This window comes from Hungatella hominis (assembly GCF_014288005.1).
GTDB lineage: Bacteria > Bacillota > Clostridia > Lachnospirales > Lachnospiraceae > Hungatella > Hungatella effluvii.
Genome location: NZ_JACOPB010000006.1, coordinates 194,580 through 220,452, shown reverse-complemented (window position 1 = coordinate 220,452; position 25,873 = coordinate 194,580). Strand labels below are relative to the sequence as shown.

The 25,873-nt window shown below is 48.9% G+C and carries 26 protein-coding genes and 1 riboswitch; of the genes, 20 read left to right on the top strand and 6 right to left on the bottom strand.

Translation table 11 applies throughout. From position 1 onward, the window contains the following. Window positions 1–126: 126 nt before the first annotated feature. Window positions 127–912, bottom strand: a complete 786-nt coding sequence (locus H8S75_RS15425; RefSeq protein ID WP_187022393.1) for an NYN domain-containing protein — start codon at window positions 910–912, stop codon at window positions 127–129. 237 nt (window positions 913–1,149) lie between these two features. Here H8S75_RS15425 and H8S75_RS15420 point away from each other — a divergent pair, with 237 nt between their 5' ends. Beyond that, window positions 1,150–2,052, top strand: coding sequence for a patatin-like phospholipase family protein (locus H8S75_RS15420; RefSeq protein ID WP_187022392.1), 903 nt, complete (start codon window positions 1,150–1,152; stop codon window positions 2,050–2,052). On the opposite strand, the gene H8S75_RS15415 is transcribed toward H8S75_RS15420, so the two are convergent. Further along, complete coding sequence (locus H8S75_RS15415) at window positions 2,047–2,628, bottom strand: LysE family transporter (protein ID WP_187022391.1); 582 nt, start codon at window positions 2,626–2,628, stop codon at window positions 2,047–2,049. The two genes, H8S75_RS15420 and H8S75_RS15415, sit on opposite strands and share 6 nt — an antisense overlap. Before the next feature lie 150 nt (window positions 2,629–2,778). On the opposite strand from H8S75_RS15415, the gene H8S75_RS15410 reads away from it, so the two are divergent. Beyond that, the gene (locus H8S75_RS15410; protein WP_187022390.1) at window positions 2,779–3,330 is read left to right on the top strand and encodes a helix-turn-helix domain-containing protein; all 552 of its coding nucleotides are present in this window, start codon (window positions 2,779–2,781) and stop codon (window positions 3,328–3,330) included. Window positions 3,331–3,452: 122 nt separating this feature from the next. Here H8S75_RS15410 and H8S75_RS15405 read toward each other — a convergent pair whose 3' ends face one another. Next, a complete protein-coding gene (locus H8S75_RS15405; protein WP_187022389.1) occupies window positions 3,453–4,682 on the bottom strand; it encodes an argininosuccinate synthase in 1,230 nt (409 codons plus the stop codon). 360 nt (window positions 4,683–5,042) lie between these two features. Here H8S75_RS15405 and argC point away from each other — a divergent pair, with 360 nt between their 5' ends. The 6 genes from argC (at window position 5,043) to H8S75_RS15375 (ending at window position 10,384) form a co-directional block, all read left to right on the top strand. After that, a complete protein-coding gene (gene argC / locus H8S75_RS15400; RefSeq protein ID WP_187022388.1) occupies window positions 5,043–6,083 on the top strand; it encodes an N-acetyl-gamma-glutamyl-phosphate reductase in 1,041 nt (346 codons plus the stop codon). A gap of 33 nt (window positions 6,084–6,116) precedes the next feature. Beyond that, complete coding sequence (locus H8S75_RS15395; RefSeq protein WP_187022387.1) at window positions 6,117–6,563, top strand: GNAT family N-acetyltransferase; 447 nt, start codon at window positions 6,117–6,119, stop codon at window positions 6,561–6,563. Window positions 6,564–6,594: 31 nt separating this feature from the next. Next, window positions 6,595–7,818 carry a bifunctional glutamate N-acetyltransferase/amino-acid acetyltransferase ArgJ gene (gene argJ, locus H8S75_RS15390; protein ID WP_187022386.1) on the top strand — a complete coding sequence of 408 codons (1,224 nt, stop codon included), beginning with the start codon at window positions 6,595–6,597 and terminating at the stop codon, window positions 7,816–7,818. A gap of 97 nt (window positions 7,819–7,915) precedes the next feature. Continuing rightward, a complete protein-coding gene (locus H8S75_RS15385; protein ID WP_055657519.1) occupies window positions 7,916–8,299 on the top strand; it encodes a DUF6483 family protein in 384 nt (127 codons plus the stop codon). Beyond that, window positions 8,290–9,186: an acetylglutamate kinase gene (argB, locus tag H8S75_RS15380; RefSeq protein WP_187022385.1), complete on the top strand. Its 897-nt coding sequence runs from the start codon at window positions 8,290–8,292 to the stop codon at window positions 9,184–9,186. The genes H8S75_RS15385 and argB overlap by 10 nt, the downstream gene beginning before the upstream one ends. After that, on the top strand, window positions 9,176–10,384 hold the full coding sequence (locus H8S75_RS15375; RefSeq protein ID WP_187022384.1) for an aspartate aminotransferase family protein: 1,209 nt from the start codon (window positions 9,176–9,178) through the stop codon (window positions 10,382–10,384). The genes argB and H8S75_RS15375 overlap by 11 nt, the downstream gene beginning before the upstream one ends. Before the next feature lie 14 nt (window positions 10,385–10,398). Here H8S75_RS15375 and H8S75_RS15370 read toward each other — a convergent pair whose 3' ends face one another. Then, complete coding sequence (locus H8S75_RS15370) at window positions 10,399–12,033, bottom strand: SulP family inorganic anion transporter (protein WP_187022383.1); 1,635 nt, start codon at window positions 12,031–12,033, stop codon at window positions 10,399–10,401. Window positions 12,034–12,237: 204 nt separating this feature from the next. Between H8S75_RS15370 and H8S75_RS15365 the strand changes: the two genes are divergently transcribed. After that, window positions 12,238–13,158, top strand: a complete 921-nt coding sequence (locus tag H8S75_RS15365) for a helix-turn-helix domain-containing protein (RefSeq protein WP_187022382.1) — start codon at window positions 12,238–12,240, stop codon at window positions 13,156–13,158. Between the two features lie 118 nt (window positions 13,159–13,276). On the opposite strand, the gene H8S75_RS15360 is transcribed toward H8S75_RS15365, so the two are convergent. Further along, complete coding sequence (locus H8S75_RS15360) at window positions 13,277–14,629, bottom strand: MATE family efflux transporter (RefSeq protein WP_187022381.1); 1,353 nt, start codon at window positions 14,627–14,629, stop codon at window positions 13,277–13,279. A gap of 124 nt (window positions 14,630–14,753) precedes the next feature. On the opposite strand from H8S75_RS15360, the gene H8S75_RS15355 reads away from it, so the two are divergent. From H8S75_RS15355 to H8S75_RS15340, 4 genes are all read left to right on the top strand, one after another. Further along, on the top strand, window positions 14,754–15,284 hold the full coding sequence (locus tag H8S75_RS15355) for a PadR family transcriptional regulator (RefSeq protein WP_187022506.1): 531 nt from the start codon (window positions 14,754–14,756) through the stop codon (window positions 15,282–15,284). A gap of 89 nt (window positions 15,285–15,373) precedes the next feature. Beyond that, a complete protein-coding gene (locus H8S75_RS15350) occupies window positions 15,374–16,000 on the top strand; it encodes a cyclodeaminase/cyclohydrolase family protein (protein ID WP_002601150.1) in 627 nt (208 codons plus the stop codon). A 61-nt stretch (window positions 16,001–16,061) separates the two neighbouring features. Next, window positions 16,062–16,913 carry a bifunctional 5,10-methylenetetrahydrofolate dehydrogenase/5,10-methenyltetrahydrofolate cyclohydrolase gene (locus tag H8S75_RS15345; protein ID WP_187022380.1) on the top strand — a complete coding sequence of 284 codons (852 nt, stop codon included), beginning with the start codon at window positions 16,062–16,064 and terminating at the stop codon, window positions 16,911–16,913. Window positions 16,914–17,007: 94 nt separating this feature from the next. After that, window positions 17,008–17,280, top strand: coding sequence for a hypothetical protein (locus H8S75_RS15340; protein WP_187022379.1), 273 nt, complete (start codon window positions 17,008–17,010; stop codon window positions 17,278–17,280). Window positions 17,281–17,372: 92 nt separating this feature from the next. Here H8S75_RS15340 and thiT read toward each other — a convergent pair whose 3' ends face one another. Then, complete coding sequence (gene thiT / locus H8S75_RS15335; protein WP_002601148.1) at window positions 17,373–18,044, bottom strand: energy-coupled thiamine transporter ThiT; 672 nt, start codon at window positions 18,042–18,044, stop codon at window positions 17,373–17,375. Between the two features lie 49 nt (window positions 18,045–18,093). Then, window positions 18,094–18,196: riboswitch (TPP riboswitch) on the bottom strand. 572 nt (window positions 18,197–18,768) lie between these two features. Here thiT and H8S75_RS15330 point away from each other — a divergent pair. The 7 genes from H8S75_RS15330 (at window position 18,769) to H8S75_RS15300 (ending at window position 25,729) form a co-directional block, all read left to right on the top strand. After that, window positions 18,769–19,440: a response regulator transcription factor gene (locus tag H8S75_RS15330; RefSeq protein WP_187022378.1), complete on the top strand. Its 672-nt coding sequence runs from the start codon at window positions 18,769–18,771 to the stop codon at window positions 19,438–19,440. Between the two features lies 1 nt (window position 19,441). Beyond that, entirely contained in the window at window positions 19,442–20,449 is a 1,008-nt protein-coding gene (locus tag H8S75_RS15325) for a sensor histidine kinase (RefSeq protein WP_187022377.1), read from the top strand. A 115-nt stretch (window positions 20,450–20,564) separates the two neighbouring features. Continuing rightward, on the top strand, window positions 20,565–21,245 hold the full coding sequence (locus tag H8S75_RS15320; protein WP_187022376.1) for an ABC transporter ATP-binding protein: 681 nt from the start codon (window positions 20,565–20,567) through the stop codon (window positions 21,243–21,245). Window positions 21,246–21,256: 11 nt separating this feature from the next. Then, window positions 21,257–23,194 carry an ABC transporter permease gene (locus H8S75_RS15315; protein ID WP_187022375.1) on the top strand — a complete coding sequence of 646 codons (1,938 nt, stop codon included), beginning with the start codon at window positions 21,257–21,259 and terminating at the stop codon, window positions 23,192–23,194. A 237-nt stretch (window positions 23,195–23,431) separates the two neighbouring features. Then, window positions 23,432–23,857, top strand: a complete 426-nt coding sequence (locus H8S75_RS15310; RefSeq protein ID WP_002601147.1) for a DMT family transporter — start codon at window positions 23,432–23,434, stop codon at window positions 23,855–23,857. 388 nt (window positions 23,858–24,245) lie between these two features. Continuing rightward, the gene (locus H8S75_RS15305) at window positions 24,246–25,010 is read left to right on the top strand and encodes a helix-hairpin-helix domain-containing protein (RefSeq protein WP_187022374.1); all 765 of its coding nucleotides are present in this window, start codon (window positions 24,246–24,248) and stop codon (window positions 25,008–25,010) included. 20 nt (window positions 25,011–25,030) lie between these two features. After that, on the top strand, window positions 25,031–25,729 hold the full coding sequence (locus H8S75_RS15300) for a response regulator transcription factor (protein ID WP_187022373.1): 699 nt from the start codon (window positions 25,031–25,033) through the stop codon (window positions 25,727–25,729). Window positions 25,730–25,873: the final 144 nt, after the last annotated feature.

Genomic DNA, 25,873 nt, shown 5'->3' with positions numbered 1-25,873 from the left:
ACTCATACGGCAATTTATTTCCGCGAGCAACAAGCCAAACGGACGCGCTGGCGTGTCCACTTGGCGGCTGCCGCAAGGGTCAAAAAAGCCGCTGCTTGCTGCGGAGTTTTTGACTTGCAAGTTCGCTTAAAGGGAGGAAATGGGAAAAAAGCCGGTGTGGCCTGCGGAATTGGAGGTTTCACGGATTAGATTATTGTCCTTTAAATAGGTGATGATGCGGCTGGCGGCACGGGATGAAATCTGAAGTTTCTCACACAAGAGCCGGTTCAGCCATTTACCGCCCAGCATCATGTCGCTGTTCTTTCTGACGGAATACCAGGCAGAAATCTCGGTCAGAGCGCGGTCTGTCCAGAATTCCGGGTTCTTTCGCTGGGGATCGATTTCAAAGAGGGTAAGCAGATCGCATTTGAAATGGCAGAATCGGGAAATATCCTGATAATGGGAGGTGTGATCATCGATGCAGAATAGGTGGATGTGCTTTCCTTTATAAGTGAGGCGGCTCATAATGGGAATCATATCGCTGTCGGAGGTGAGGAAGACGAAGGTATCGATTTCGGGAGAACGGTAGTAGATTTCAAGGGCATCCACGGAAAGTTCAATGTCGGAGGCGTTCTTCCGGTACTCTTCTTCCAGACCATTGCCATAGACGTTCTTAATCTGTACCCGCATTTCCTGGAGATGTTTTAAGGATACGCCTACCTGATCATAATCAGCATAAGCCCGCAGGGTTCGAATCTTGTTAATAGAATAGATTCGCTCCATCAGCGAAAAGACGCAGTATTCAGGAGCTTCGGGATTGACACCGTATTCCTTCAGACTGTAATAGATGTTGTCAAAGTCGACAAAAATGCCTACATTTTCAGACGTAGAATTGCAATGCTCCATACATGTTTTCAACATAGCTTCGTTCATAGGGATTCTCCTTCAGATATGATATTAGACCGTTTAAGAAAACGGAAGATTCATAGATGTGCCAGAATATGGCTGATAGAATTAGAATACCAGAGGACCGGAATAAATGCAAGGATATTCTTATATTTCTGCAAACTGTTACAACTGTTATGAGGAACCATAACGTGGAATCATGAAACGGTCCATGACAGCATACATTATCATAAAAATCTGGACAATTAACAAAGAGGAAAAGATATGCCGGATTATGGGATTGCGTTTGCCGGAGGGGGAACCAGAGGAGCAGCTCATGTGGGGGTTCTGCTGGCACTGGAAGAGGAAGGACTGCTGCCGGACATCGTAGCCGGAACCAGCGCAGGAGGGATTGTTGCGGGAATCTACGGGGCAGGGGTGGATCTGGGAATGATGAAGGAAGTGGTGCAGTGGATGTCACGGCATGGGAAAAGGTTTCTTGACCCGGACATCATCGGAATGATTAAATTTTTACCACAGCTTTTTTCCAGACAGGAGGTATCGCTTACGGGACTGCTGAAGGGAAACCGGCTGATGCATTTTCTGTGCCAGCTGACGGAGGGGGCCGTTATCCAGGAGTTACCCAGAAAGGTGCTGATCCCGGCCGTGGACTTGAAAAGCGGAGATACCATTGCATTTACGAATCTGATGGAAGGCGGAATTACCGATGCTGCCCGGCGTCAGGAGAATGTGAGATGGGAGAAAAAAGGGCCGCTCTGCGAGATAATGATGGCCAGTGCTTCCGTACCTGCCGTATTTCAGCCCCGGAGAATAAGCGGTTACTGTATGGTAGACGGGGGAGTTACTAATAATCTTCCGGTTGATCTGCTGATCGCAGCCGGTGTGAAGCGGGTGATCGCAGTGGACATTGGTGCAGACTATAAGACTCCCCATGATACGTCCATTCTGGATATTGCCTCCCATTCTTTTTCCATTATGAGCCGGGAGTTAAAGGAATGCAGGTCCAGCGGAGAAATCTTTCTGCTGAAGCCAGAGTTAAAAACGGGGGCTGGGCTTCTGACCTTTGAATATATGGAAAGCTGTATGGAGGAAGGATACCACTATACAAAAAGGTGGATGAAGCTGATTAAAAGAGCCCTGGAGAAGCCGGTAAGGAACCAGTTATAAGAACAGTGCGGCTGCACAGTAAACGAGTAAGAGCGCCATTACCAGATTGACAGCCTTTGTATGTCTGGAGAAAAAATTACAGAAGACAGCCCCGAACAATGCCCATATGAAGGAACCGGAGGCGCCGATAAGCGACAACAGTACGGCGAATCCTGCCAGTGCTCCTATGGAGTGAAAGACAGGAAGAATATAGAGCGACATCGTGGTAATTGCATAAATATATATTTTAGGATTGACAAACTGCAGGATCATGCCCGAGAAGAAACCGGTTTCGTCTTTTCTGTCGGGATCTAAATCGGCAGTACTTCGAAAGACCTTCCATGCAAGATACAGCATATAGGCCCCCCCTGCAATCTGCATGACAAGCTTTACTTTGGGCAGCAGAGAGTAAAGCGCAGCACTGAAAATGGTACAGACAGCCATGACAACCGAGAAGCCTGCAAGGATGCCGAAATTAAAGCGGAGGCTCCTGTAAAAGCCGAGACGTATGGCGTTGCTCATAGACAATAGATTATTAGCCCCAGGCGTATAAGCGGTGATGAAACAGTAAATCAGAAAATCATATAAATGAAACATATTAAACCTCCTTGTTCTTTGAACAATTATTTTCTCTTTACAAACCCTAAAAAGAACTATATAATGATATAAGTTGAAGATTATATCGTACATATACGATATAATGATACAATAAGTGCATTATAATGTCAATGGGGAGGAGGAGTTTTTATGGACCCAATGAACACGATTGTTGCTAAAAATATTAAACGGCTTCGTGAAGAGAATAAGCTGAGTATGGAAGAACTTTCTAAACTTAGCAGCGTGAGCAAGAGTATGCTTGCCCAGATTGAACGGGGGGAGGGTAATCCGACGCTGTCTACATTATGGAAGATTTCAAATGGCATGAAGGTTCCGTTTGACGCCCTTACCGTGCGCCCCGAACGTGCATATGAGATTGTCAGGACGTCAGAAGTACAGCCTCTTTTGGAAGACAGCGGAAAGGTTAAAAACTATTCCATTTTTCCGGATGATGAGAATCGCAGATTTGCAGTGTATTATCTGGAACTGGCTGAAGACAGCTATTGGGAATCAGATCCGCATCTGAAGGGGACAACAGAGTTTATTACTGTATTTGAAGGAAGGATTGCCATTCACGTGGAGGGGCAGACTTTTTCGGTCGAAAAAGGAGAAAGTATACGGTTTCAGGCAGACAATACGCATTCATACAGAAATACGGGGACTGAGAAAGCGGTTTTGCATATGATTCTTTATAATCCTTAAGCAGTTTGATTGCCGTACGGGAAATAAATGGATAAAAATGGAGCAGACATTGATGTCTGCTCCGTTTGACTATATTTATATTCTACAGTTTTGGAGAAATAAAATGGTATTTCCATTCAGTTTTATTTTCCGTTCTTTTTCTCCAGCTCCTGCATCTTCATGGCGCGGACCTTTAACGGGAGGCCGAATAAGGTGATGAAGCCGTCGGCGTCGTGATGATCATATAAGTCGCCGGTGGTGAAGGAAGCGAGGGACTCGCTGTATAAGGAGTATGGGCTTGTGGTGCCGGCTTTGATGATGTTGCCCTTGTAAAGCTTGAATTTAACTTCGCCGGTTACGTACTGCTGTGTGGATTCCATGAAAGCCTGGATCGCCTCACGGAGAGGAGTGAACCATTTTCCTTCATATACGATCTGTGCAAATTTGTTGCCCATGTCTTTCTTTACTTCCATGGTGGCGCGGTCTAACACCAGCTCTTCTAACTGCTGATGAGCTTCCATCAGGATTGTTCCGCCAGGAGTCTCATAGACGCCGCGGGACTTCATACCTACTACACGGTTTTCTACGATATCAACGATGCCGATACCGTGCTTGCCGCCCAGTTCATTTAATTTCCGGATGATATCAGAAACCTTCATCGCTTCGCCGTTTACGCTGACCGGTACCCCTTTTTCAAAGGTCATGGTAACGTATTCGCCTTCATTCGGAGCCTTTTCGGGAGAAACGCCGAGAACCAGTAAATGATCGTAATCCGGTTCGCTCCCCGGGTCTTCCAGTTCCAGGCCTTCATGGCTGATGTGCCATAAGTTCCTGTCACGGCTGTAGCTGTTGTCTGCGGAGAACGGAAGGTTGATGCCATGCTGTTTGCAGTATTCAATCTCGTCTTCACGGGACTGCATGGTCCATACATCGGTCATACGCCATGGAGCGATAATCTTTAAATCAGGAGCCAGAGCCTTGATGCCCAGCTCGAAACGGATCTGGTCGTTTCCTTTTCCTGTAGCGCCGTGGCAGATGGCGGTAGCACCTTCCTTGCGGGCAATTTCAACCAGCCTCTTGGCGATGGCCGGACGAGCCATGGAGGTGCCCAGTAAATATTTATTCTCGTATACGGAATTGGCTTGAACGCATGGAACGATGTAGTTGTCGCAGAAATCATCAACTAAATCTTCTATGTATAATTTGGAAGCGCCGGATAATTTGGCTCTCTCCTCAAGGCCATCCAGCTCGTTGCCCTGACCGCAGTCGATGCAGCAGCAGACAACTTCATAATCAAAATTTTCTTTTAACCACGGAATAATAGCAGTTGTGTCGAGTCCGCCTGAATAGGCTAAAATAACTTTCTCTTTCATATTAAGATTCCTCCTGAATATAGATCGTGAACATTTCCTGAAAGCCTTACGGATCTGTTTCCTGGCTTCCTGAACTTTCATAAATATACACCATTATTATGAAAAATGCAAGTATAAAATAAAAAATATCAAAAAAAACTTGCATAATATGCAATGACAATGTATAATTATGAACTATCATCACAGAAGAAAGTGGATATTCCGGTGAAGCTGTATAAAAAAGAATGAAGAAAACAGAAAAAGGTACTTTTATTTCGAGGGGAAAGTTACTATAATCAAGGCAGGACAAATCAGGGCAGGGTAATATGGAAAGCCGTCAAATGAATGCGGTAATACCAATAAAAAAAGAGGAGAATAATTATGATTAAAGCAGGAATCATGGGGGCAACCGGATACGCAGGCGGTGAGCTTGCAAGGCTGCTTTTGCAGAGAGACGATGTGGAAATTACATGGTACGGATCCAAAAGCTATGTGGACCAGAGATACGCGTCGGTATTTAAAAATATGGTGCAGTTTGTAGATGACGCGTGTATGGATGATAATATGGAAGCGCTGGCAGAACAGGCCGATGTTATTTTCACGGCCACGCCTCAGGGATTCTGTGCTTCTCTCATGAATGAAGCGGTATTATCAAAGGCTAAGGTGATTGATTTAAGCGCCGACTACCGGATCAAGGATGTGGCGGTGTATGAGAAATGGTATAAAATAGAACATAAGACACCGGAATATATTCAGGAAGCGGTATACGGACTTCCAGAGATCAACAGGGAAAAGATCAAGGGCGCCCGCCTGATTGCTAATCCGGGCTGTTATCCCACCTGCTCCTTCCTCTCGGTCTATCCTCTGGTAAAAGAGGGACTGATCGATCCGAATACGGTGATTATCGACGCAAAGTCTGGAACCTCCGGTGCGGGGCGCGGGGCCAAGGTCGATAACCTGTACTGCGAGGTCAATGAGAGCATCAAGGCCTACGGTGTCGGCGTTCACCGCCACACGCCGGAGATCGAAGAACAGCTTTCGCTGGCGGCAGGAAAGCCTGTGACCATCAGCTTTACACCGCATCTCGTTCCCATGAACCGGGGCATCCTCGTGACGGCTTACGGGACTCTGCTTAAGAGCGTTACATATGAAGAGGTAAAGACCATTTACGATAAATATTATGAGAACGAGTATTTCGTGAGAGTGCTTGGCCGCGACGAGGCGCCTCAGACGAAATGGGTGGAAGGAAGCAACTTTGTGGATGTGAACTTCAAGATTGATCCGAGAACGAACCGCGTGGTCATGATGGGAGCCATGGATAATCTGGTGAAGGGCGCCGCAGGACAGGCGATTCAGAACATGAACATCATGTTCGGCCTTCCGGAAAATCAGGGGCTTAAGCTGGTTCCCATGTTTCCGTAACGAATATGGGAGGAAAGAGTAAGGGAAGAGCGTATGACAATCAGGACAATGACGATAGACGACTACGACCAGGTCTGGCATTTATGGTCTGAAATCAGAGGCTTTGGAATCAGGACATTGGATGACTCCAGAGAAGGCGTGGAGAAGTTTTTAAAGAGAAATCCGTCTACCAGCGTGGTGGCGGAAGAGGATGGAATAGTGATCGGAGCGATCCTCTGCGGCCATGACGGGCGGAGAGGCTGTATGTACCATGTCTGTGTAGCTGAAAAATACAGAAAACACGGAATCGGACATCAGATGGCGCTGGCGGCCATGGAGGCGCTGAAGGCGGAAGGAATCAACAAGGTGAGCCTGATTGCATTTAAATCCAATACAATCGGAAATAAATTCTGGAGAAAAGTCGGCTGGACGTTCCGGGAAGACTTGAATTACTATGATTTTACATTGAATGAAGAAAATATTACCAGATTTATTGAGTAACCATAAGACGAAGGAGAGGAGAATTTAAGGGATGAAGAAGATAGACGGCGGCGTAACTGCTGCAAAGGGATTTTCGGCCGCATCGACGGCTGCGGGAATCAAGTATAAAGACCGCATGGATATGGCAATGATATACAGTGAGAAGCCGTGTAAGGCGGCGGGAACCTTTACGACGAACATCGTAAAGGCGGCTCCCGTAAAATGGGATCAGGAGGTCGTAGCCGGTTCCCCGTATGCACAGGCCATCGTGGTAAATGCGGGAATCGCCAATGCGTGTACCGGAGCGGAAGGGTACGGATATTGTCTGGAGACGGCGAAGGCGGCCGCGGAGACTTTACAAATACCGGAAAATGCAGTTCTCGTGGCTTCTACCGGTGTGATCGGCATGCAGCTTCCCATGGATCGGATTACGGCTGGAATCAGAGCCATGGCTCCGAATCTTTCTGATACCCTGGAGGGCGGAACCGCCGCATCGAAGGCGATTATGACCACTGATACGGTGAATAAAGAGGTGGCTGTGGAGTTTTCGGTGGGAGGAAAGACGGTGACCATCGGCGGTATGTGTAAGGGCTCCGGTATGATCCACCCGAATATGTGCACCATGCTGAGCTTTGTGACCACGGATCTGGCCATATCGAAGGAGCTTCTGACGGAGGCGCTCCGCGAGGATATCAAGGACACGTACAACATGATCTCAGTGGACGGAGATACCTCCACCAACGATACCGTGCTTCTGCTGGCCAACGGAATGGCGGAGAATCCGGAGATTACAGAGAAAAATGAAGACTATGAGGCATTTGTAAAGGCATTAAACATCATCAATGAGACGCTCGCCAAAAAGATGGCTGGCGACGGAGAAGGATGTACGGCCCTGTTCGAAGTGAAAATTGTGGGGGCGCAGACGAAGGAACAGGCGGTGACGCTGGCTAAATCGGTTATCACCTCCAGCCTGACAAAGGCCGCTGTCTTCGGCCATGATGCAAACTGGGGCCGGATCCTCTGCGCTATGGGCTACTCCGGAGCCCAGTTCGACCCGGAGCAGGTAGATCTATATTTCGAGAGCGCAGCGGGAAAACTCCAGATCATTGAAAATGGAGTCGCACTTCCCTACAGTGAGGAGGAGGCCACAAAGATCCTCTCCGAACCGGAAGTGACGGCTACGGCCGATATCAAGATGGGACCGTGTTCGGCTACGGCGTGGGGCTGTGACCTGACCTTTGACTATGTGAAAATAAACGCGGATTACCGTTCCTGACCAGCGGTAATCTGCCGGTGACAGCGGTTACGAAAAAAATGTGGGAAAAGGGACGCCAGAGAAAGGCATCGATAAAATATAGAAAAGAGAGCGAACGATGGCTGTAAAAGATGATTACGTAATGCGGATGATAAAGGATATGGCGAGAGTTCTGGCCCGCCTTATTCTCGGAAAAGACGATATCAACTACGTTCTGCCGGAAGATGAGGAATTTACAGTAATTGATAATCTGTACAAGAAGCTGATCACCATGGCGGACGCAGGACAGATCAACGAGGCAGAGAATATCCTGCTCAATGAACTGGAAGACAAGAGCTCGGAGTATTTTGAGATGGCGGCATCATTTTATCTTCATTTGAATGAATACAGCGATGGATTTCTGGATGCACACCAGTATTCAAGAGAAGAGATCAATGAAGGAATGGGAAATCTGGGTAAAGAATTTGGAGTCGATTTGGGAGGAGCAGAAAAATGGATCTAGATCAAAGCATCATGCAGAAGGCGGAAGTCCTGATAGAGGCGCTTCCATATATTCAGCGGTTTAACAGAAAAATTATCGTCGTAAAATACGGCGGCAGCGCCATGGTGGATGAAGAACTGAAGAAGCATGTGATTCAGGACGTTGTCCTGTTAAAGCTGGTAGGTTTTAAACCAATTATCGTCCATGGCGGCGGCAAGGAAATCAGCAAATGGGTCGGAAAAGTGGGGATGGAGCCGCAGTTTATTAACGGTCTGCGTGTGACGGACGAACCGACCATGGAAATCGCTGAGATGGTGCTTAACCGGGTGAACAAGAGCCTGGTGCAGCTGGTGAGTGAGCTGGGCGTGAAGGCGGTGGGCATCAGCGGCAAGGACGGCATGATGCTGCAGTGTAAAAAGAGATACGCGGACGGCGAGGATATCGGTTATGTGGGCGATATCACCGGAGTGGACCCGCAGATTATCTATGACCTTCTGGAAAAGGATTTCCTGCCGATCATCTGTCCGGTGGGATTTGACGAAGAATTTAAGACGTACAATATCAATGCGGACGACGCGGCCTGCGCCATTGCGACGGCCATGAAGGCGGAGAAGCTGGCATTTTTAACGGATGTAGAAGGCGTTTACAGAGATTTTGAGGACAAGGAATCTTTAATTTCGGAAATGACTATTGATGAGGCGCTGAATTTTGTGAGCGGCGGAACACTTGGAGGTGGAATGCTTCCAAAGCTTCAGAACTGTATCGATGCCATGAAGCAGGGCGTTTCCAGAGTACATATTATGGATGGACGGATTCCGCACTGTCTTCTGCTGGAGATCTTTACAAATAAAGGAATTGGAACTGCGATTATCAATTCGGGAGATGAGAGGTATTACCATGCCGAATAAACAGGAATACATTCAAAAAGCGGAACAGGAATTTTATAAGACGTATAACCGGTATCCGGTCATTTTTGACCATGGGGACGGTGTGTTTCTTTACGATACGGAAGGGGAAGAATATCTCGATTTCGGAGCGGGCATCGCGGTTATGGGATTGGGATATAACGATAAACAGTACAATGAGGCAGTGAAGGCCCAGGTAGATAAGCTTCTGCATACCTCTAATTTATTTTACAATGTACCTTCCATCGAAGCGGGAGAAAAGCTCCTGGCGGCTTCCGGCATGGATAAGGTGTTCTTTACCAACAGCGGGACCGAAGCCATTGAGGGCGCTCTGAAAATCGCCAGAAGGTATGCCTACAATAAGGCGGCCGAAGAGAAGCGGGGAGAAGGAGGTGTCCACGAGATCATTGCCATGCGCCATTCCTTCCACGGAAGAAGCATGGGTGCGTTGTCTGTCACAGGTAATGACCATTACCAGGAGCCGTTTAAGCCGCTGATCCCGGGAATCAGATTCGCTGATTTCAATGATCTGGACAGCGTGAAGGCACTGATTCATGAGAATACGTGCGCGGTTATTATGGAGACTGTTCAGGGCGAGGGAGGCATTTATCCCGCGGAAGAGGGATTCTTAAAGGGAGTCCGTGCGCTGTGTGATGAACACGACATGCTGCTGATCCTCGACGAGATCCAGTGCGGGATGGGACGTACCGGTTCCATGTTCGCATGGCAGCAGTACGGTGTGAAGCCAGATGTCATGACGGTGGCCAAGGCGCTGGGAAACGGCGTTCCGGTGGGCGCGTTCCTGGCTTCCGGAAAAGCGGCTTCGGCCATGGTACCGGGAGATCACGGCACCACCTACGGCGGAAATCCGCTGGTAACAGCGGCGGCCAGCGCGGTGTTAAGTATTTTCGAAGAACGCGGGATTGTGGATCACGTGAATTTAGTGGGCGGTTATCTGTGGGAGAAGCTGGAAGAAATGGCCGCACAGTTTGACTGCATTACCGGCCACCGAGGCAGGGGGCTGATGCAGGGGCTGGAGTTCCAAATGCCTGTCGGTCCCATCGTACAGAAGGCGCTTCTCGAAGAAAAACTGGTGTTAATCAGCGCGGGAAGCAATATTATTCGATTTGTACCGCCGCTTATTATAGAGAGAGAGCATGTGGATGAGATGGTCAGGCGGCTGACGGCTGTGTTGGAATAGAAGAAAAGGAAGGCTCAATGTAAGCCTTCCCTATGTAAAATCGCTTTTTCCACGCTCCAGTAAAAGTTCTCTTCACCAATCATATCATAGATATCGGAGCGTTTCAGCATATCCATTGTGCTGCATGGAACGCCGCATAAAAGAATGCGTTTTCCCTTTGCCTGTAAATCTGACAGGACGCGCATAAATGCAATCGCTCCTGAGATATCCATATAGGAAACGCCGCGCATGGACAGCAGCACTGTGTCAAAGTCCTTCGTACAGGCCTCTATTTCTTCGATTGCCTGAGTATTGGCAAAGATGACAGCGCCGGTCAGATAGGCGACGACTGCGTTGGCATATTCCTTTGCAAGAGCCGCATCCGTGCTGCGGATCCGGTCCATATCTACCTTTTCATAATTTATCTCGATGTTTGCCAGCCGGCTGACGAGGAGAACCAATGCGGTGACGACGCCGATCAGGATTGCGGTTGTCAAGTCAAATACGATTGTGGCAGCCATGGTAATGATGTATTTGGCGGCGGCTCCCTTGAAATGATGGGAGAAAATATATTTGATTTCCTGCCAGTCGTTCATGCGGAAAGCGGTGACCATCAGTACGCCGGCGAGGGCGGACAGCGGGATTTTTGCCATCACGGGTCCGAGAATAAACATGAAGGCTAGGAGCCCCAGCGCATGGAAGGTACCGGTAAGCCTTGTGCGGGCGCCGGATTTCAATGCGACGCTGGTACGAGCGATGGCCGCTGTGGCGGGGATTCCACCGAAAAACGGAAGGATGATATTGCCGATCCCCTGAGCTACCAGCTCCTGGTCGCTGTTCAGCCTGACATTTGCCATTTTGCCGGCGCTGGCTCCGCACAGCAGACTTTCGATCATTCCCAGCATGGCGATACTGACGGCTGGTCCGATCAATCCGCTGAGATTTGAAGGCGTAATGGCGGCTAAATCTAACCGGGTGTCCAGAAAAAGTGTTTTCGGGATGGCGCCGACAGTCTGGATGTCAAGCTTCAGGCTTACGGACAGAATAGTCGCAAGAATAATGCTCAAAAAAGATGCGGGAACCACCGCGTTCCATTTTTTAGGAAAGAAAACCATAAACAGGACAACGAAGAGTCCCAGGCCTGCCGCCTGTATATTGACAGGGAAGCCCAGATGTCCATAGCTTAAGAGTTTCATGACGGCGCTGGAGCCCTCGGAGGTAACTCCAAAGAAGTTGTCGACCTGTCCCAGTGCGATGATGACGGCAATACCGGAGGTAAAGCCGGTGATAACAGGTGCAGGAATGAAGCTTGTCAGCCTGCCGATATGAAAGATCCCGCACAGAACCAGCAGAATCCCGGCGATCAGTGTCGCAGTGAAAACGCCCTGCATTCCGTATCGGGCAATTATGGAAATTAAAATGGCGGCCATGGCGCCCGTAGGACCGGATATCTGGTAATAGCCGCCGGAAAGTGCGCCGATGACGAGACCTGCAATAATGGCGGTAACGAGGCCGGCCGCGGCTGTGGATCCGCTGCTCACGCCGAACGCAAGCGCCAGAGGCAGTGCAACCGCTGCAACCGTCAGCCCGGCCATCAGATCTTTCATGCAGTCGGCGCCAGTGTAGTTTTGAAATTCAGATTTTAGTTGTGATACGTAATTCTTAATCATTGTAATCGTGTCCCATTCTCTTTGTTTTTTTGTTTCCAGGCAGAACTTCCTGAAACCGAGATGAGTATATCAGAAGAAGAACAGGAAATCAATGGAATAGGAACAGGGACTGAAAAAAATACAGCAATCGCGGAACAGCGCCGGCCGAATCGATCGGGTATAATAAAGCTACCACGTGGGAAATTAGAAAAGGAAGTGAGAGTGTTGGGACAAAAAGATATCCTTATGGAGTGCGCATTATATATCCGGTCGCATGCGAAGGAGCCGCTGTCGATACAGGGGCTGGCAGAACAGTTCGGGTATTCGGCCTGCCATTTTTCCCGGATGTTCCGGGCGGAGATGGGGGTCACCCTGATGGACTACGTAAAACAGCAGCGCCTGTTCGGAGCGGCCAGGGAAATACGGGAAGGACGAAAAATACTGGATACCGCGCTGGATTACGGTTATGAGACGCACAGCGGCTTCACCAGAGCCTTTCGTGCACAATTTGGGTATTCTCCCGCACTCCTCCGTGCATTTCATGTCGGAGAGGCTTTTGAGAAAGGAGACTGGGAGAATATGGGACTTTATCTGAGAGAAACGCCGGTTCACGCACTGCCAAACGAAATTTATGCACTGCTTTTTGATGTGCTTGACGAAGCCGGAACGGAGTATGAGAAAAAACATCTGGAGGCCGTTTACGAGCTGGCCGAACACGTCTATAAAGGGAAAAAACGCCGTTCGGGGGACGACTATGTGACGCATCCCCTTAACACTGCGCTGATTCTGGCAGATATGGGGGCCGATGAGGACACGGTCTGTGCCGGTCTGCTTCATGATATCTGGGAAATGGCGGATGAGCCGGAAATGTATCTGTCTGACCCGGCTGTCACACCGGCCATGAATGAGATTCTGAGGGAATACAGGGCATTTGAAAAATACGTAAGCTGTGATGAGCGGGTGGTCTTAATCGCGCTGGCCGACCGGCTTCACAATATGAGGACCATCGATTTCGTCGATCCGGCCACATGGAAGGAGCGGGCGAAAATGACTCTGGAAGTATTCGGCCCCATGGCTGCGGAGTGCGGAAAGGTAAAATGCCGGATGGAGTTTGATGATCTGGCAGAAAGATATTTGAAGGAATAGCGTTCTGATGCACATGCAACGCTGTACTGGGAATTTTGAACGGGCAGAATGCCGGCGGCACTGGAATCGAATAATTCTGTGGCTTCCCGGCATTCTGTTCTGTGTAAAGATACAAAAGCTAAGACCTTGCTCCGTTCAGTTCCCTGTGGAGCCGCACCGCCATAAACACGGTGATCATGGCAGAGATAACATCTGCAGCCGGCTGGGCGTAGAGAATGCCGTTTATTCCCCAGAGGGATGGGAGAAGCAGTACGACAGGCACAAAGCAGATTCCCTGTCTGCAGGCACCGAGTATAAAACCTTCTTTCGCTTTTCCCAGAGAGAGGAACAGGGAAGAATAGACGGTATAGAAACCGAAGAGCAGAAAAGAAATACCGTTTGCCGTCAGCGAACGCCGGCCGATCTCGATCATCTGTACATCGCCTTTTGTGAACTGGGAGATGACGCCCGTGGAACAGAGTGCCATTCCCAACCCGAAGACCGCGCAGAAGATGGTTGACCATAATATAGAAGTTCTGATCGCCTCATGGAGGCGGTCATATTTTTTTGCCCCATAGCTGTATCCGGCGATCGGCTGAAAGCCTTTCAGAAAGCCGAATACTATCAGACTGCCCATGGAAATAATTCTAGTTACAGCTCCCATACCGGCAATCACGGAATCGCCGTATGGTCTTGCCTTTAAGTTGATCAGGGCGACAGAGAGGCTGGTCAGCAGCTGGAAAACCAGTGTGGGAATTCCAATTTTAAGGATTTCGGACATAATTTCTGATGAGAAGCAGCATTTTTTTATGCTGAAGCTGAAGACACTCTTTTTTCTGAACACATAGAAGAGATAAACTGCCGTGGAAACGATCTGGGAGATGGCTGTGGCAATTGCGGCGCCGGCGACTCCCAGGTGTAAGATGTAGATGAAAACCGGATCCAGAACCATATTTAACACAGCGCCTGTCAGAAGCGCACACATCGTGGTCTTTGCGGCCCCTTCGCTGGTTACGATATTGTTCATGGTGACATTGAAAATATTAAAGATGGACGAGACGACGTAAATACCCGCGTAGATTTCCGCATAGGGAAGAATGCTTTCCGTGGCGCCCAGGAGCCGCAGGATCGGTCTTAGAAAGAGGATGGTGCAGATAATGATCACTGCGCCGACGGAGATGCTGATGTAAAGCGCCGTGCTGGCAACCCGGTCCGCAGTCTCCATTTCCCCGTGACCAAGCAATCGGGATATATAGGAGGCGGCGCCATTTCCAAATAGCAGGCCCAGTCCCACGACAACCTGTCCCAGAGGAAATGCGACAGAGATCGCCCCCATCTGGCTGGTTCCCAGCCCTCCGACAAAGTAGGCGTCCACCAGATTGTAAAGCGCATTGATCATCATGCCGATCATGGTGGGAAGACCTATTGCTAAAAGCGCTTTCGGTATTGGGGCGCTGCCAAGCAGTTCCATTTTACTGTTACGTTTATTCATGATTCATTCTCCCTTCTGTTGACACAAAATGTAAAATATAGTACTATAAAGTATAGTAAATACGGCCGTGAAGCCATAGTACTATAATTTATAGTATGTGTCAAGCGGAAATAAGGAGGACATGATGGCGACAATAGATTTGATCGTATTGGGAATTCTGAAGAAGGAATCCCTAAGTGCCTATGATATTCAGAAGCTGGTGGAATACCGCAACATCTCGCGGTGGGTAAAAATCAGTACGCCTTCCATCTATAAAAAAGTAATTCAGCTGGAAGAGAAGGGCTATATCCAGAGCAGCATGGTGAAAGAGGGGAAAATGGCGGAAAAGGCGGTCTATACCCTGACCGAAGCCGGAGAGCAGGAATTTGAAAAGCTCATGCTGGAGATCGCGTCCGGCCCGATCCATATATTTCTGGATTTCAATGCGGTAATCGTAAATTTAACCAGCCTGTCTCAGGAAAAACAGCAGGAGTGCTTAAACCGGATCGAGGGCAATGTGAAGATTCTGAAGGCGTATCTGGAAGAGAATATTGACCGAAAGGGAAATGCGCCGGGGATACCGGAGACGGGCATGGCCGTTTTGCAGCAGCAGTATATCCTGGCGGAGGCGATCGAAGCATGGATTAATTCTTTAAAAGAAGGCATAGAAAAATAGTCTTTCACGGGCTTTATGATTATGGTATACTATAAGAACTTAATGAGGTATTTTACAGACTTAGTGCGAATATACGGAGGGAAGGAATTATGATAAAGGAAATGGTGACAGAAGAATTTCTGGCGGAATTATCATCGAAGAAACCGACTCCCGGCGGCGGCGGTGCGGCTGCACTGGGCGGTGCAGCAGGGGTATCTTTGGGGCAGATGGTGATTAATCTGACTCTTGGCAAGAAAAAATATGCGGACGTGGAAGAGGAGATGAAGGAGCTTTTAGAGCAGCTGGAAACTCTGAAAGCAGAGTTTCTTCATCTGGCCGACGAGGATGCGCGGGTGTTCGCACCTCTGGCGGCAGCCTACGGTCTGCCAGGTACTACGGATGAGGAAAAAAAGCGAAAGGCCGAGGTGCTGGAGGGCCATCTCCTGACGGCAAGTCTGGTTCCGCTCCACGTGATGGAAGATGCGCAGAAGGCTCTGGTTATCATGGACATTTTGGCGGAAAAGGGGAGCCGGATGGCGGTCAGCGACGTGGGCGTGGGCGTACAGTTTATCCGAACGGCCTTAACCGGCGCGGTCATGAACGTATGGATCAATACGAAATCCATGAAAGACAGGGAGAAGGCAGAGGAACTGAACCGGCAGGCAGACGAGATGATGCGTTCCGGGACAGCGGCGGCGGATGCGGTCTATCAGAAGGTGGAAAACGCGCTGCGCTGAGACGTGCCGCCAGAAGAGGAAGATACAGACTGACAGAGTGTGAAATGAGAGGATTGAACGGATGATTACATTAAAGGGTGCAGAGGTTTCTGCAAAGATAAAGGAACAGACAGCAGAGATGCTGAAACAGTGCGGCGGCAGGATACCGAAGCTTGCCATCGTCCGTGTGGGTGAGAATCCGGACGACTTGTCGTATGAGCGGGGGGCGGTGAAGAAGATGGCGGCATTTGGCCTTTCCGCTGAAGTCTATGCCTATCCCGCGGACATTGATGATGAGGCGTTTAAGGCGGAGTTTCAGAAGATCAACGGGGATCCGGAGGTCGATGGGATTCTCCTGCTCCGTCCGCTGCCGAAGCAGATCCACGAGAGAGAGATTGAGCGCATGATCGATCCGGAAAAGGATTTAGACGGAATATCACCGGAAAATATCGCAAAGGTGTTTGCCGGGGACAGCTCGGGTTATGCGCCATGTACCGCGGAGGCGGTGGTGGAGACATTAAAAGCCTTTGAAATCCCGATCAGCGGAAAGCGGGCGGTGATCGTGGGCCGCAGCATGGTCGTCGGGAAACCGCTGTCCATGCTTCTGTTGAAAGAAAACGCCACGGTTACCATCTGCCACACGAGGACCGTGAATCTAAAAGAGACCTGCCGGAACGCCGAAATTCTGGTGGCGGCAGCAGGCCGGGCGAAGATGCTTGATAAAGAGAGCGTGGGAAAAGACGCGGTGGTGATTGATGTGGGCATCAATGTGGATGAGAACGGAAAACTCTGCGGAGATGTGGATTTCGAGACGCTGGAGGGAACCGCTTCCATGGCGACGCCGGTTCCGGGAGGCATCGGCGCGGTAACGACGGCCGTGCTTGCGAAGCATCTGGTGATGGCGGCAGCGGGAAAAGTACCGAGAAAAGGGTGAATGGAAAATATAAAAATGACCTTGCAGTGAGCTTGCTGAAATGTATAATTTCTCCATAGCATATCGGGCAGCCAAAAAAGGATAGGGTGATTTTATGGTAGATAATGAATTACTGCTTGCGATATCGGGGTTACTTGATGCAAAGCTTGATGCGAAACTTGAGCCAATACAAAATGACATTCGAAATATTAAACTGGACATAGAGAATGATATCAAACCACAGCTAAGGCTGTTAGCAGAAAACTATGTTCCTGCTGCTATACGTTATGAAAGCGAATCAGCAAAAATATCAGCTCTGGAGGCTGATGTAGAAATCATGAAGAAGGTGATTTCGAAACATAGTGAGAAGCTGCAGCAATTAGCATAGTAAGAAAAGATGAGATAAAAGAAGGTAAGAGGGCTGCGCCGCACGACGCAGCCCTCTTACCTTCTTTTTTTAATAATATAAATAGAACCGGTTTAAGAACTGATCGCCTGCTTTTTCACCTGCGCGATTGCCTTTGCCACTGGCGGCAGGCTGAGAATGACAACGGTTGCGATTGCTTCCGGCACGATGTAGGTGGCATTATATCCCAGCGTGTATAAAAATGGGTTCATACCTTCCGGTGCATAAGCGGCAAAAAATATGTAGCCGGAGAGCACATGGCAGATATAACGGCTGAAGATACCGAAGAGATAGCCAGTGATCAGACCATGCTTTTTCGAACTGAAAAGCCCGGCCAGTCCCAGTCCGGCGAAGGCCATCGGGTAGTCGAGAAGCACCTGAAGCGGAGCAAAGATATACGGTTCAATGAGGAACTGCAGGATTCCGTAGGCCATTCCGGTGATCAGGCCGGTTTTGGCCCCGTAGATGTAACCGATCAGGCAGATAAACATCATGGAAAATAAGGTGATGGAGCCGCCGAAGGGCAGGGATGCCACCTTAATGTAGGAAGTCACGACTGCGAGAGCCATGGCTGCGGAACAGGTAACAAGCTGTTTCGTCTGCATCTTCTGCGTCTTAAGGGATACTTTCCCCAGCTTATAGATGACAAATAACAGTGCGGCCAGTAAAATGATGAGCAGGCCATAGCCGGCGGGCTTCAGCAGATACTCTTCGCTGTCTGCCGCGTAGGTCAAGAAAAATGACATAAAAAAATCCTCCTTTGTTTACACACAGGAGGGGACTACTTTTGATGAAGTATGAATCATACTGCTTCCTTACGCCGGCATTATCCGGTTCAAGTAGTGAGGGTCATGTAAAAAATTCCATTCTCAGCCAATTGGCTCCCCTAGCGTGTCTTTTTCTGTTTTATTTTACGTGTGTGAGTATATCGCAAAATACGTAAAGTGTCAAGCAGAATGAAAGGGGGCGGAATAAACTTGTAAACTTACAGAATTATGAAGAATTGTGGTTTCTCATGAGGCTGAGAGGGATTTCGGGGTTTTTGTTCCGCCAGGGAGCCGGGGCCGGAGCGCTTTCCCCAGTTTCGGCTCATGGTTTCGGCCGGGGCATCTCTAAGGCCGGAAGGATACAAAAACAAGGGTACCGATGACATTCATCGGGAACTCCTGAAGGACTTCCCGATTCAGGTCCTCTAAAAATCTGACTTTGAGGTCAGATTTTTCCCCTTGTTTTTGCACCCTTCCGACCTAAGAGCTGCCGACGTCCTGCAAAAATCGCCGAAACTGGGGAAAGCGCTCCGGCCCCGGCTCCCTGGCGGAACAAAAACCCCGAAATCCCGGCTAAAGTTATTGACGAAAGCAGCTTTTCATAATTCTGTAAGTTTACAAGTTTATCCCAAAGGGGACAAATCCTCCCCTCCATGATACAATAGACAGGAGCATAAAAAATCTGACAGAGGGAGTGGAGGGAATGAGCAGAATTCTAATTGTGGAAGATGATACTGAGATTGTGAAAAATCTGATCATCCTGTTGAGAGAAGAGGGATTTGTATCTTTTTCTGCGTCTGGACGGAAGGCCGCACTGGAGGCGATCGAGAGGGAAAATTTTGATCTGGTATTGTTGGATGTTGCACTGCCGGATGGAAATGGATATTCTCTCTGCAATGTGATAAAACGAAAAGGGGATATTCCCGTGATTTTTCTGACAGCTATGGGTGATGAAGCGAGTATAGTGACTGGGTTTGATTTAGGGGCGGATGACTATGTATCCAAGCCGTTTAAGCCGCTGGAGCTGGTCTCGAGAATTAAGAATGCTCTTAGAAGGTATGGGAAGAGCCCGGCGATATTTCAAATATCTGACTTGAGAGTGGATTCGGTAAAAGCTTCCGTCAGTAAAAGTGGAAAGGACATTCTGCTTTCTGCTTTGGAATATCGGCTGCTGCTGGTCTTTTTAAACCATCCCGGCCAGGTGCTGTCGCGGGGGCGGCTGCTTGAGGAACTATGGGATATTGCCGGGGATTATGTGAATGATAATACACTGACCGTTAATATCAAACGGCTTCGTGATAAGATAGAGACGGACGCATCAAATCCGGCCATTATAAAGACGGTTCGCGGGCTGGGCTACAGGTTGGGGGGCTGATATGGGACTGCTGAGAAATCCGGAGGTAAAAGAAGTTTTTCGTTTCCAGTTCTTTTTTACGCTGGCTGCTGCGGCTGGTGCTGCACTGTTTCACCCAGTCTTTGCAGTTTATGTTCTTTTCGTAAGCATGGTCTGCGCTGTAAGGTACCTGGCATTTACGAAAAAGAGATACGATACTGTTTCGGAGTTAAATTACCAGATGGACCGGATTCTGCATGGTGATTACCATATGGATCTGATTCCGGATAAGGAGGGAGAACTGGCCCTCCTGACAAGTGAAATCTATAAGGTAACCCTGCGGTTGAAGGAGCAGGCGGATGCTCTGGAGCAGGAGACGAGATATTTGAGCGATTCCCTGGCGGATATTTCGCATCAGATCAGGACTCCTCTGACTTCGATACGCATGATTGTACCAAGGCTGCAGCGGGAAGAACTGACTTCGGAGGAGAGACGGAAATACGTCGGGGAAGTCATTGGGCTGCTGTCACGGACGGAGTGGCTGATCGCTTCTCTGTTAAAAATGGCCAGGCTGGAGTCAGGAACGGCTGTTGTTCAGTGTGAACGGATTTTCGCCGCAGAGGTGGTGGAAAAAGCATTAAGTCCGGTGGATATCCTGATAGATTTAAAAGAGATCACGTGTGAAGTGTCCATAAAGGAGAGCACAGGATTTATAGGGGACTTACACTGGTCCGCAGAGGCGGTGGGAAACGTGATTAAGAACTGTGTGGAGCACATGCCTGAAAGGGGAAAGCTGGAAATCTATGGAGACGAAAATCCGGTCTATACAGAACTTTTGATTGCGGATTCAGGACCAGGCATTGCTTCGGAGGATATTCCCCATCTTTTTGAGCGTTTCTACAGGGGAAAAGATTCCGGAACGGATCATGTCGGAATCGGGCTTGCACTTTCACGTATGATTGTTCATCGGCAGAACGGCACGATTCAGGTGGAAAACCGCAGGGAGGGCGGGGCCAAATTTACAATTCGTTTCTATAAGGGGGCTGTCTGAACAGCTCCCTTTTCGATTGCCGGGAGAATCATTCAGTGACAAAAACGTAATGAAACAGTCACGGACACGTCACCGGGTTCATGGTATACTATCGGAAAAAGTAAGGAGGAACGCCATGGAGATTTTAAGAATAGAGAAGCTATGCAAGGTTTATGGGAAAGACGAGAGCCGGGTAGATGCTTTGCAGAACCTGTCCTTGTCTGTGCAGAAAGGGGAATTTGTCGCTATAGTTGGACAATCAGGTTCAGGAAAATCTACGCTGCTCCATTTAATTGGCGGTGTAGACCGGCCCTCATCCGGAGAAATTTACGTTGACGGAAAATCGGTTTATACAAAGAACCAGGAAGAGCTGGCTATATTCAGACGCAGACAGGTAGGGCTGATTTACCAGTTTTACAACTTGATCCCTGTCCTTAATGTAGTGGAAAATATTGTGCTCCCGCTGAAACTGGACGGGCAGAAGGTGAATGAGGAGAGGCTTGAGGAGTTGCTTGAGGTTCTGGGACTGGAGGACAGAAGAAACCATCTGCCCAGGCAGCTTTCCGGCGGCCAGCAGCAGCGGGTGTCCATTGGACGCGCCTTAATTAATGCTCCCGCGCTGGTACTGGCAGACGAGCCCACGGGGAATCTGGACAGCAAAAACAGCCAGGAGATTACGGAACTGCTGAAGTATTCCAACCGGAAGTATGGACAGACGCTGATTCTCATTACCCACGATGAGAATATCGCTTTGCAGGCGGACAGGCTGATCCGCCTGGAAGACGGGAAAATTGCTTCGGATGAGAAAATCCGGTAAGGAGGTATGGTATGTGGAGAATATATTCGGTCCATTATATGAAGCATAATAAGGCAGCCAGTATTTTTATCATGGCGTCCGCACTCCTCGCTTCCATGCTGCTCTCATTTCTCAGTGTATTCTTTTATAACCTGTGGCTGGATCAGAAATACCAGCTTTTTCTGCAGACAGGATCGGCAGATGAGGCGGTTACTCCGCTGATTCTTGCGTATTTATTTATTCTGATTATAGCGAGCACCTCTTTGATTCTAATGCTTCATAATGCTTTTGAAGTGACGATGAATGCCAGGATGCATCAGCTGGGCATCCTGCAGAGTGTAGGCGCGACGCCGGCACAGATTAAATCGGTGCTGGTTAGCGAAGCCGTGGTACTGTCACTGATTCCTTTGGCGGTGGGAATCCTGGCCGGTGTCGGACTCAGCTATGGGGTATGGAGTTTTTTTTATGTAATAGGAGACAGTTTTAGAGAATATGACTTATGGTTTCGGTACCGGCCCGCTCTTTCGGCAGGGGCCATTGTATTTTCTTATCTTACTGTAAGGCTTTCTGCGTGGATCCCCGCCAGGAAGCTGAGCCTGATATCACCGCTGGAGGCAATACAATACGGTACAGAAGCACCAGTGGAGCGAATGCGTCAGTTCCGTATTTTCTCGGTATTATTTGGCTGCTGCGGCGAACTGGCGAGAAAATCCATTTATGCGAGAAGGAAGGCATTTCGCACGACTACGCTGTCTCTTGGTCTTTCTTTTCTGGCCTTTATCAGTTTCTTAAATCTTGAGACGATATCCGGAATATTTACAGAGGATACGTATTTTAATCAGTACCGCGACAAATGGGATTTTCTGTTAAGCATCGACGAGAGTGAGGTGCCTGACAGCGGTCTTACCGATGAAATTACAAAAATAGAAGGAGTAAAAAGCTGTCTGACCTACCGAAGACTTAAGGCGCAGGCGACTCTTCCGGAGGAATTATTCAGCAGCCAACTAAAGGAGACCGGAATCGGGAATCTCAATGACCAGATTAAAAAGAGTGACGACGGCAATTATCTGGTGGATATACCAGTCTATGTACTGGATCATGAAAGTTTTGCAGAATATTACGGCAATACGGCGGACCCGGCTTTGGCACAGCAGCAGGCTGTGGCGGTCAATTTAATCTGGGACAGCGTAAACAGCGACTGGAGGAATAAGACATATATACCATTTCTGAAGGAGGACCACCCAGTCACACTGAAACTGAAGGACAGTTCAGGGAAAAACGGTGGGATTCCGGTAACCATTGCTCTGTTTACAGAGACACTTCCGGACTGGAAAGAGCAGCTGCAGCAGTATGCATTGACGCTGGTGATATCGGAACACGATTATGAAAAGCTGAAAAACCAATTTCCTGCAGGGTCTGTGTATTTCAACATAAAAACCGTATCAGAGCAGAAGAATGACGAAGTGCTTTCTGATATCCGGACACTGCTTACCGGAAAAAAGCATTATACGCTGGACAGTCGTCTGGAGGAAGAACGCACGGAACGTATCAAACGGGATGGCCTGCGGCTTTTTATGGGATTTCTGGCGGTTTTGTTTTCCAGCATTGGTTTGTCTAATGTATTTTCTGTTGCGCTGGGGCAGATATACCAGAGAAAAAAGGAGTTTGCAAGGTATATGTCAGTCGGTCTCTCCTATCGCGGCGTGAAAAAAATACTGCTGACAGAATCGCTTATTATTACATTTAATCCTCTGCTGTTCAGTCTTCTTGCCAATATTCCACTGGTACTGATGGCTGTGAATGCCAGCGGAATCTCTCTGACGGACTACCTTAAGAAAGCTCCGGTTGTTCCTGTCTTAATGTTTACTGCGTTCGTTATGTTTTTTGTCGGGCTGGCCTATACGGTTGGAGCTATGAAAATCTGTAAGGGAAATTTAATGGATCTTTTAAAGGATGATACACTGGTATGACCCATACGAAATGGCTTGCTGGTCTGGTAAGGATGATTTTTCGAGAGTGCAGACGCAAAAACGCAGGCGTAGTGGGGCTACGCTGAGGCTTTTGCGTCTGTGCTGTCGGAAAAGCAGACCAGCGAAACCGTAAGGTATTTTGTGTGGGTTATACCAGTATAAGTATGAATAGAAGTTCCAATTCTGCGCATGATAAAGGAAAGATTAGAAATGCATGACAGATTTGGAGGTTATTCTATGACAGGCTTTATCATAGCATTGATTTCAGGAGCGCTGATGAGCATCCAGGGAGTTTTGAATACAGGGGTCACGAAGCAGACCAGCATCTGGGTGTCAGCCGGGTGGGTGCAGCTGACGGCGTTTATCACCTGTATTGTCATCTGGTATTTTTCAGGGAGAGAAAATATTTCGGGAATCCTGCAGGTGGAACCGAAGTACATGCTTCTGGGCGGAATTATCGGCGCCTTTATCACATATACCGTAGTGCGCAGTATGGGCTCGCTGGGACCTGCAAAGGCGGCTCTTATCATCGTCATTTCCCAGATTATCGTGGCATACGGAATCGAACTGTTCGGTCTGTTCGGAGTGGAAAAGGTCGGATTTGAATGGAAGAAACTGCTTGGCGCTGTTGTGGCGGTGATTGGTATTATCATATTTAACTAGTGCAGCGTTGCGCAAGTTCCAGTGAATTCTGCACTCGCTATTCACGCCAGGACCACGCCCGCGAAGCTAGACGTAGGGTCCACTACGCCGTCGCTTCGCGGACGCGCCCCTGACGCCAATATCAAGTACAGAATTCACCGAAACTTACGCAATGCTGTACTAGATGAAATATGTAAAAAACGTTGGGTATCCGAAAGCAGGGAAGGAGCGGGGAACATGGAGATCCCGTTACAGCCTGTGCATCCGGAGGTCCGACGTTTTTTCGACTGGGGACTGGCTTTGCCGCAGATAAAGTGGAAATAGTGCTTGTATTTACTGGTATCTTTTTGTAGAATAGTAACATAGGCTGAAGATGGTATCCTTTCCCTGAGAAAAAAGGAGGGATATCATGAAATATAGATATCAGGCAGTAAAAATGGCTGTAATACTCATATGCGTGTTGGCTGCAGGCGTATGCTACAGCTGTGATGGAAGGCAGGACGGATGGGAGTCCGGGGAACTGCCGGTTATGAATGCCCCGGGTGATGCGGGGACGAGTCAGGCGGAAGAGGCACCGGAAGGAAATGGGGAGACGGGGGAGTCTGATCCTTATGGGAACGCGAAGGAATCAGATGAGATGGAGATCCCGGTTTCTGAAGAGACGGCGGTTTCTGTCTGTTACGTACATATCTGCGGGGAAGTTGTGCTTCCGGGTGTTTATGAGATGGAAGAGGGGAGCAGGATTTTTCAGGTTGTGGAGCGCGCTGGTGGATTCACGGAGCGTGCGGCGGCGCAGTATCTGAATATGGCTCAGGTTGTCAGCGACGGCATGAAGATCGTGGTTCCGGATGGCGAATCGCTCGATGGGGCGGAACGCTACGGGCTTGATTCCGAAGGCGGAAATCATGGCGCGGGCAGCGCAGGCGCCGGTGTGATCATGCCGGAGGGAAAGACCGCGGGCGGCAGTACGGCAAAAGAAAAAGTGAAAGTGAATTTGAACACGGCCACCAGGGAAGAGCTGATGACCTTAAAGGGGATCGGAGAAGCAAAGGCCGACGATATCATCGCTTACCGGGAGAGCCATGGCGGGTTTCAGAAGATTGAGGATATCAAGAAGATATCCGGTATCAAGGATGCAGCATTTGAAAAGATCAAAGATGACATAACAGTGTGAGTGGAAGATAGAGGTGTGACATGGCACGTATTTTAGTAGTGGATGATGAGAAACTGATTGTGAAGGGAATCCGGTTCAGTCTGGAGCAGGACAACATGGAAGTGGACTGCGCCTATGACGGAGAGGAAGCCATTAATTTAGCAAAGCAAAAGGAATATGATGTGGTGCTCCTCGATGTGATGCTGCCGAAGTTTGACGGTTATGAGGTTTGCCAGGCCATCCGGGAGTTCTCCGAGATGCCGATCATCATGCTGACGGCAAAGGGCAACGATATGGATAAGATTCTGGGGCTGGAGTACGGCGCCGATGACTATATAACGAAACCGTTTAATATTCTGGAGGTAAAGGCCAGAATCAAGGCAATTATGCGGAGAAATACGAAGAAGAGCAGACGGGAAAGCCGGGCCGAGTCCAATGTAGTGACTTCCGGTGATTTAAAGCTGGACCGCGACAGCCGCCGCGTCTTTATTGGTGAAAAAGAGATTAATTTAACAGCCAAGGAGTTCGATCTGCTGGAGCTTCTGGCCTGTAATCCGAACAAGGTCTACAGCCGGGAACAGCTGCTTACGTACGTGTGGGGCAACAAGGCCATGGATTCCGGCGATGTCAGAACCGTGGACGTCCATGTAAGACGTCTCCGCGAGAAGATCGAGCCAAGCCCAAGCGATCCCAAATATGTTCATACGAAATGGGGCGTCGGATACTATTTCCGCGCTTAGCACTGCATTGTATAATTAACAGTGAATATAGCGTCCGCTATCTGCGCCAGGAGCACGCCCACAAAGCTAACCGCAGGGCCCACTGCGCCATCGCTTCGTGGACGCACACCTGACGCAGATATCAGACACTCTATTCACCATTAA

Coding starts and splice junctions, on each gene's coding strand:
- H8S75_RS15425 (WP_187022393.1), bottom strand. CDS start 912: ATGAACGAAGCTATGTTGAAAACATGTATGGAGCATTGCAATTCTACG.
- H8S75_RS15420 (WP_187022392.1), top strand. CDS start 1,150: ATGCCGGATTATGGGATTGCGTTTGCCGGAGGGGGAACCAGAGGAGCA.
- H8S75_RS15415 (WP_187022391.1), bottom strand. CDS start 2,628: ATGTTTCATTTATATGATTTTCTGATTTACTGTTTCATCACCGCTTAT.
- H8S75_RS15410 (WP_187022390.1), top strand. CDS start 2,779: ATGGACCCAATGAACACGATTGTTGCTAAAAATATTAAACGGCTTCGT.
- H8S75_RS15405 (WP_187022389.1), bottom strand. CDS start 4,682: ATGAAAGAGAAAGTTATTTTAGCCTATTCAGGCGGACTCGACACAACT.
- argC (WP_187022388.1), top strand. CDS start 5,043: ATGATTAAAGCAGGAATCATGGGGGCAACCGGATACGCAGGCGGTGAG.
- H8S75_RS15395 (WP_187022387.1), top strand. CDS start 6,117: ATGACAATCAGGACAATGACGATAGACGACTACGACCAGGTCTGGCAT.
- argJ (WP_187022386.1), top strand. CDS start 6,595: ATGAAGAAGATAGACGGCGGCGTAACTGCTGCAAAGGGATTTTCGGCC.
- H8S75_RS15385 (WP_055657519.1), top strand. CDS start 7,916: ATGGCTGTAAAAGATGATTACGTAATGCGGATGATAAAGGATATGGCG.
- argB (WP_187022385.1), top strand. CDS start 8,290: ATGGATCTAGATCAAAGCATCATGCAGAAGGCGGAAGTCCTGATAGAG.
- H8S75_RS15375 (WP_187022384.1), top strand. CDS start 9,176: ATGCCGAATAAACAGGAATACATTCAAAAAGCGGAACAGGAATTTTAT.
- H8S75_RS15370 (WP_187022383.1), bottom strand. CDS start 12,033: ATGATTAAGAATTACGTATCACAACTAAAATCTGAATTTCAAAACTAC.
- H8S75_RS15360 (WP_187022381.1), bottom strand. CDS start 14,629: ATGAATAAACGTAACAGTAAAATGGAACTGCTTGGCAGCGCCCCAATA.
- H8S75_RS15355 (WP_187022506.1), top strand. CDS start 14,754: ATGGCGACAATAGATTTGATCGTATTGGGAATTCTGAAGAAGGAATCC.
- H8S75_RS15350 (WP_002601150.1), top strand. CDS start 15,374: ATGATAAAGGAAATGGTGACAGAAGAATTTCTGGCGGAATTATCATCG.
- H8S75_RS15345 (WP_187022380.1), top strand. CDS start 16,062: ATGATTACATTAAAGGGTGCAGAGGTTTCTGCAAAGATAAAGGAACAG.
- H8S75_RS15340 (WP_187022379.1), top strand. CDS start 17,008: ATGGTAGATAATGAATTACTGCTTGCGATATCGGGGTTACTTGATGCA.
- thiT (WP_002601148.1), bottom strand. CDS start 18,044: ATGTCATTTTTCTTGACCTACGCGGCAGACAGCGAAGAGTATCTGCTG.
- H8S75_RS15330 (WP_187022378.1), top strand. CDS start 18,769: ATGAGCAGAATTCTAATTGTGGAAGATGATACTGAGATTGTGAAAAAT.
- H8S75_RS15325 (WP_187022377.1), top strand. CDS start 19,442: ATGGGACTGCTGAGAAATCCGGAGGTAAAAGAAGTTTTTCGTTTCCAG.
- H8S75_RS15320 (WP_187022376.1), top strand. CDS start 20,565: ATGGAGATTTTAAGAATAGAGAAGCTATGCAAGGTTTATGGGAAAGAC.
- H8S75_RS15315 (WP_187022375.1), top strand. CDS start 21,257: ATGTGGAGAATATATTCGGTCCATTATATGAAGCATAATAAGGCAGCC.
- H8S75_RS15310 (WP_002601147.1), top strand. CDS start 23,432: ATGACAGGCTTTATCATAGCATTGATTTCAGGAGCGCTGATGAGCATC.
- H8S75_RS15305 (WP_187022374.1), top strand. CDS start 24,246: ATGAAATATAGATATCAGGCAGTAAAAATGGCTGTAATACTCATATGC.
- H8S75_RS15300 (WP_187022373.1), top strand. CDS start 25,031: ATGGCACGTATTTTAGTAGTGGATGATGAGAAACTGATTGTGAAGGGA.